3 protein-coding genes, 1 tRNA gene and 1 pseudogene are annotated in these 5,296 nt (G+C 63.0%); 1 reads left to right on the top strand and 4 read right to left on the bottom strand.

The window, feature by feature from the left end; translation table 11 throughout:
- On the top strand, positions 1-224 hold a 224-nt coding region (locus BB334_RS18680; protein WP_232756705.1), incomplete at its 5' end, for a hypothetical protein.
- A gap of 115 nt (positions 225-339) precedes the next feature.
- On the opposite strand, the gene ltrA is transcribed toward BB334_RS18680, so the two are convergent.
- From ltrA to BB334_RS09925, 4 genes and pseudogenes are all read right to left on the bottom strand, one after another.
- On the bottom strand, positions 340-1,692 hold the full coding sequence (gene ltrA, locus BB334_RS09940; RefSeq protein ID WP_232756612.1) for a group II intron reverse transcriptase/maturase: 1,353 nt from the start codon (positions 1,690-1,692) through the stop codon (positions 340-342).
- Between the two features lie 438 nt (positions 1,693-2,130).
- Positions 2,131-2,206: transfer RNA gene (locus BB334_RS09935), tRNA-Val, on the bottom strand.
- A 184-nt stretch (positions 2,207-2,390) separates the two neighbouring features.
- Complete coding sequence (lon, locus tag BB334_RS09930; protein ID WP_068807877.1) at positions 2,391-4,811, bottom strand: endopeptidase La; 2,421 nt, start codon at positions 4,809-4,811, stop codon at positions 2,391-2,393.
- A 76-nt stretch (positions 4,812-4,887) separates the two neighbouring features.
- A pseudogene (locus BB334_RS09925) lies at positions 4,888-5,296 on the bottom strand (ATP-dependent Clp protease ATP-binding subunit ClpX); the annotation flags it as partial.

Genomic DNA, 5,296 nt, shown 5'->3' with positions numbered 1-5,296 from the left:
GTGCAGCGAAGAAGCGAGATTATGAGCAGATCAAACCACCCCGTCAAGCCCCAACCGGTAAATTCTTCAGCACAACCGCCAAAGCCCCACCGACAGAACCAACCCCCTTCCACCCCCCCCCCACCGCAGATAAATCACCGCAGCGACGAAAGAAGCTGCGCATTATAGACACCCAAACCAAACGCGCAAGAAAAAAGACAACTTCCCGCCACGACTGCCCCTGAACACCCTGCGACGACGCCGAACAGGATCGGGATAGGGGCGGTCAGGTTACCTGACCGATCCCCTCCCACACCACCCGGCATGCGGGTCCGCACCGGGCGGTTCGAGCAGTTGAGGTCATGAGAGCCGAGGCACGCCAAGCCGGTCGAAGTAGGCGATGGGCATCGCTCGGTTCAGCGCCATGCGGCTGTTACGCCACCAGCACCGACTGTTCGCGGCCACCCTGCGGGCATCCGCTTGCGAGGCGCCCAGCGCCAACAATTCCCGATACATCGTCGTACCCCGACGCCAGTGCTTGAGCTGCACGGCACGCAGCCGGTGTCGGATCCACTCGTCGAGTTCGCGGAACACCTTGGGTGTCTGCGCAAGCTGGAAGTACGCCTTCCAGCCCGGCATGTAGGCCCGCAGTCGTTCGGCGACCTCCGGCAGGCTGCGCCCGCCCGAGCGACGCGTCATTTCCCGGATGCGTTGTTTGAAGGTCTCCAACGCCTTGTAGGCGACCGCGCATTTGATCCGGTCGCCCGCACTGCGCCACAGTTCGTAGCCCAGAAGCTTGCGACCGGTCGCCGACGCCACCGCCGTCTTGGCCTCGTTGATCTTCAGATGGAGTCGGTCGTAGAGCTTGCGCAACCCTTCCAGCACCCGTTCACCTGCGCGGCGACTGCACACATACACGTTGCAGTCGTCGGCGTAGCGCACGAAGCGGTGGCCACGTCGCTCCAGTTCCCGATCCACCTCGTCGAGCAGCACATTGGCCAACAGCGGCGAGAGCGGCCCGCCTTGCGGCGTGCCCTCGTACCGCTCGATGAGCACCCCGCCATCCAGAATCCCGGCCACGAGGTAACGACGAACCAGCCGCAGCACGGCTTTATCGTCGATTCGCCTCGCCAACCGTTCCATCAGGATGTCGTGATTGACCCGGTCGAAGAACTTCTCCAGATCCACATCGACCACTACCCGGTAGCCGTCCTGCACGTAGCGCTGTGCATCGAGCACCGCGTCGTGCGCACGGCGTCCCGGCCGGAAGCCATAGCTGTGTTCGGAGAACGTCGGATCAATGATGGGCTGCAAGACTTGCAGCAGGGCTTGCTGGATCAGCCGATCCGTCACCGTCGGAATCCCCAGTTCGCGCACCCCGCCATCGGCCTTCGGAATCTGGACGCAGCGCACCGGCACGGGCCGGTAGCTGCCATCGAGCAAGGATTCCCGAATCCGGGGCCAGTGCATTCTCAGGTACTCCGCCGTCTCGGCAATCGACAACCCATCCGCCCCAGCACTGCCGCGATTAGCTTTGACGCGTTTCCACGCCAGAACCATATTCGCGCTCGCGAGCGCCTGCGCAAGCAGGCCATCTCGCCCCGGGCTTCCAGTTGCGCGCCGCGCCGTTCGTGCTTCATCACGCACCGCTTCGAGCTCGGCTTCACCTCGCTCTCCCGCATTGCGCCCCGGCTCGCCGGGCTTCTGATGCACTGCACGTCCGAGCGACACGGCCTTCGGCCCTCCTACTCGTTCGGCCCTTCGCCCCAAACCAGCGGCTACTACGGCCTCGGCTGACTCCTCGCTCCGGTGTGGCACCGTCGCCCTTTCAGGCACAAGGCGAGATCTCCCCAGGTAAGAACGCACTCCTTCGCTGCACAACCGCCGGATCTACGCCACTTCGCCTTGATCACGAGAGCTTCGCGGTTTCTGGCCCGCTCGCCCTGCTCGGCAGCGCCTTCTATCCGATTCTTGTTCATCGGCTCGCAGCTTACGCTCCACGCTTCCTCCCCACGCTCGGTCACCCTCGCGCAGTTGCGCTTAGCTTCGTTCGCTGTGATCAACTTACGGCGGGACTTGCACCCGCAGGAGTGCGCCCATGCTGGGCGCACCAGAAAAAAAGCCAGGACCGCGCCTGGCTTCTTTCACGCATGGTGGGTGCTGACGGGCTCGAACCGCCGACATCCAGCTTGTAAGGCTAGCGCTCTACCAACTGAGCTAAGCACCCCCGACAGATCTTTTGATTTTACGCGTCCGATCTGGCAAGCCGCTGAATATATCGCAAGACGGAAACCTTTGCCAGTCGGCGACAAGGCGCACCGAAGCGCGCCCTGCTCACCCCTAGTCTCGAACCAATGCCGAAACCGACGACTGCCTGAATCTCGATCCGATCTGCTCAGCGGCTACACCGACTAGTGCGTCCGCGGGCTCGCCGCGGCCGATCCCGCGTCTTCGGACGCGACCTTGACGGCCGCGGGAAGCGGCTCGTCCGGCAACGCTTCGGGCTTGCGCTCCAGTGCGCGCTCGAGCACCTGATCGAACCACTTCACCGGCACGATCTCGAGCGCGTTCTTGATGTTGTCCGGAATCTCGACCAGATCCTTGACGTTTTCGTCGGGAATCAGCGCCATCCCGATGCCTCCACGCACCGCGGCAAGAAGCTTCTCCTTCAGCCCGCCGATCGCCAGCACCTCGCCGCGCAAGGTGATCTCGCCGGTCATCGCAATGTCGCAACGCACGGGGATACCGGTGAGCACCGACACCAGAGCAGTGGCGATCGCGATACCGGCGGACGGCCCGTCCTTGGGAATTGCACCCTCAGGCAGGTGGATGTGGAGGTCGTTCTTCTGATAGAAGTCGTCCTCGATGCCGAGGGAGCGCGAACGCTTGCGCACCACCGACAACGCAGCCTGGATCGATTCCTGCATGACCTCGCCGAGCTTGCCGGTGGTCATGACCTTGCCCTTGCCCGGAAGGGCGACGGCCTCGATCGTCAGCAACTCGCCCCCCACCTCTGTCCACGCCAGACCCGTGACCTGCCCGACCTGATTCTGCATCTCCGCGACGCCGAAGCTGTACTTGCGCACGCCCAGATACTTGTCGATATTGCTCGAATCGACCACCACCTTACTGCCGCCCTCCTTGAGAACGAGCGCCTTCACGACCTTGCGGCAGATCTTGGAGATCTCGCGCTCCATGCTGCGAACACCGGCTTCACGCGTGTAGTAGCGGACGATGTCGCGCAATGCGTCCTCCGTGACGGTCAGCTCGCCCGCCTTGAGGCCATTGTTCTTCATCTGCTTCGGCACCAGGTAGCGCGAGGCGATGTTGACCTTTTCGTCCTCCGTGTAACCGGAGAGCCGGATGACCTCCATGCGATCGAGCAGCGCGGCGGGAATGTTCAGCGTATTGGCGGTGGCGACGAACATCACCTCGGACAGATCGAAATCCACCTCGACGTAGTGGTCCGAGAAGGTGTGGTTCTGTTCGGGATCAAGCACTTCGAGCAGGGCCGACGACGGATCTCCGCGGAAGTCCATCCCGAGCTTGTCCACCTCGTCGAGCAGGAACAGCGGGTTCTTGACCCCGACCTTGCTCATGCTCTGCAGGATCTTGCCCGGCATCGATCCGATGTAGGTGCGCCGGTGGCCGCGAATCTCGGCCTCGTCGCGCACGCCACCGAGCGCCATGCGAATGAACTTGCGGTTGGTCGCCTTGGCAATCGACTGCCCCAACGAGGTCTTGCCCACGCCCGGAGGCCCGACGAGGCAAAGTATCGGCGCCTTCACCTTGTCGACCCTCTGCTGAACCGCGAGGTACTCGAGGATGCGCTCCTTGACCCGCTCCAGACCGTAGTGGTCCTGGTCGAGCACCTTCTCGGCCGCGGTGAGATCCTTGCTGACGCGGGATTTCTTTTTCCACGGCAGCGCCAGCAGGGTGTCGATGTAGTTCCGCACCACCGTCGCTTCGGCAGACATAGGCGACATCAGGCGCAGCTTCTTGAACTCGGCCTCGGCCTTCGCCAGCGCCTCCTTCGGCATGCCCGCGGACTTGATCTTCTTGTCCATCTCCTCGAGGTCGGCTCCATCCTCGCCCTCCCCGAGTTCCTTCTGGATCGCCTTTACCTGCTCGTTCAGGTAGTACTCGCGCTGGCTCTTCTCCATCTGACGCTTCACGCGCCCGCGGATACGCTTTTCCACCTGCAGGATGTCGAGCTCGGTCTCCAGCTGTGAAAGCAACTTTTCGAGGCGATCGGCGGCGTCGAACATCTCCAGCACTTCCTGCTTCTGCTCCAGCTTGAGCGGCAGGTGCGCTGCGATCGTGTCGGCCAGCCGGCCCGCTTCCTCGATACCGGCCAGCGAGCTGAGGATTTCCGGCGGAATCTTCTTGTTGAGCTTAACGTACTGGTCGAACTGGGCGATGATCGCGCGGCGCATCGCCTCGAGCTCGGTACCCTCGGCTGCCGGCAGCGGGACAGGGGTCACCTTGCAGTCGAAATACTCCTTCTGGTCCTCGACCTCGTCGATTCGCGCGCGCTGCACGCCCTCGACCAGCACCTTGATCGTGCCGTCGGGCAGCTTGAGCATCTGCAGGATGTTCGCCACGCAACCGGTCGAATAGAGGTCTTCGACCGCGGGCTCGTCCTTGGCGGCCGATTTCTGCGCCACCAGCAGGATGTGCTTGCCCGCCTCCATGGCGAGTTCGAGCGCCTTGATCGACTTGGGTCGCCCGACGAACAGCGGGATAACCATGTGCGGAAACACCACCACGTCGCGCAGCGGAAGCAGCGGTAGTTCCATTTGCTCGTTGGGGAGGTCAGCAGGACCCGACATTTCAATTTTCCTTATCCGAAAGGTCACGACCATATGCGGGCGTGACCTGGAAATTCAAGCGGGCGCTGCTCCGGGCTCAATTGGACCCGGAAACCTTTTGCTGCTCGGCGTAGATCAGCAGGGGCTTGGCGCCCTCATCGATCGTGTTCTCGTCCACCACCACCTTCTCCACACCCTCGAGCGTCGGCAACTCGTACATGATGTCGAGCAGCGCCGCCTCGAGGATCGAGCGCAGGCCGCGGGCGCCGGTCTTGCGCGTGATCGCCCTGCGCGCGACCGCCTGCAGTGCGGCGGGCCGGATTTCGAGATCGACCCCTTCCATCGAGAACAGTTTTTCATACTGCTTGATGAGGGCGTTCTTCGGCTCCACCAGGATGCGCACAAGGGCTTCCTCGTCGAGTTCCTGCAGGGCGGCCACGACCGGCAGTCGGCCGACAAACTCCGGGATCAGTCCGAACTTGACCAGATCCTCCGGCTCGACCTGA

Origin of the sequence: Thauera phenolivorans (genome assembly GCF_001696715.1) — a bacterium.
In the GTDB taxonomy this organism is placed as follows: domain Bacteria; phylum Pseudomonadota; class Gammaproteobacteria; order Burkholderiales; family Rhodocyclaceae; genus Thauera; species Thauera phenolivorans.
This window is presented reverse-complemented; position numbering and strand designations above follow the sequence as displayed.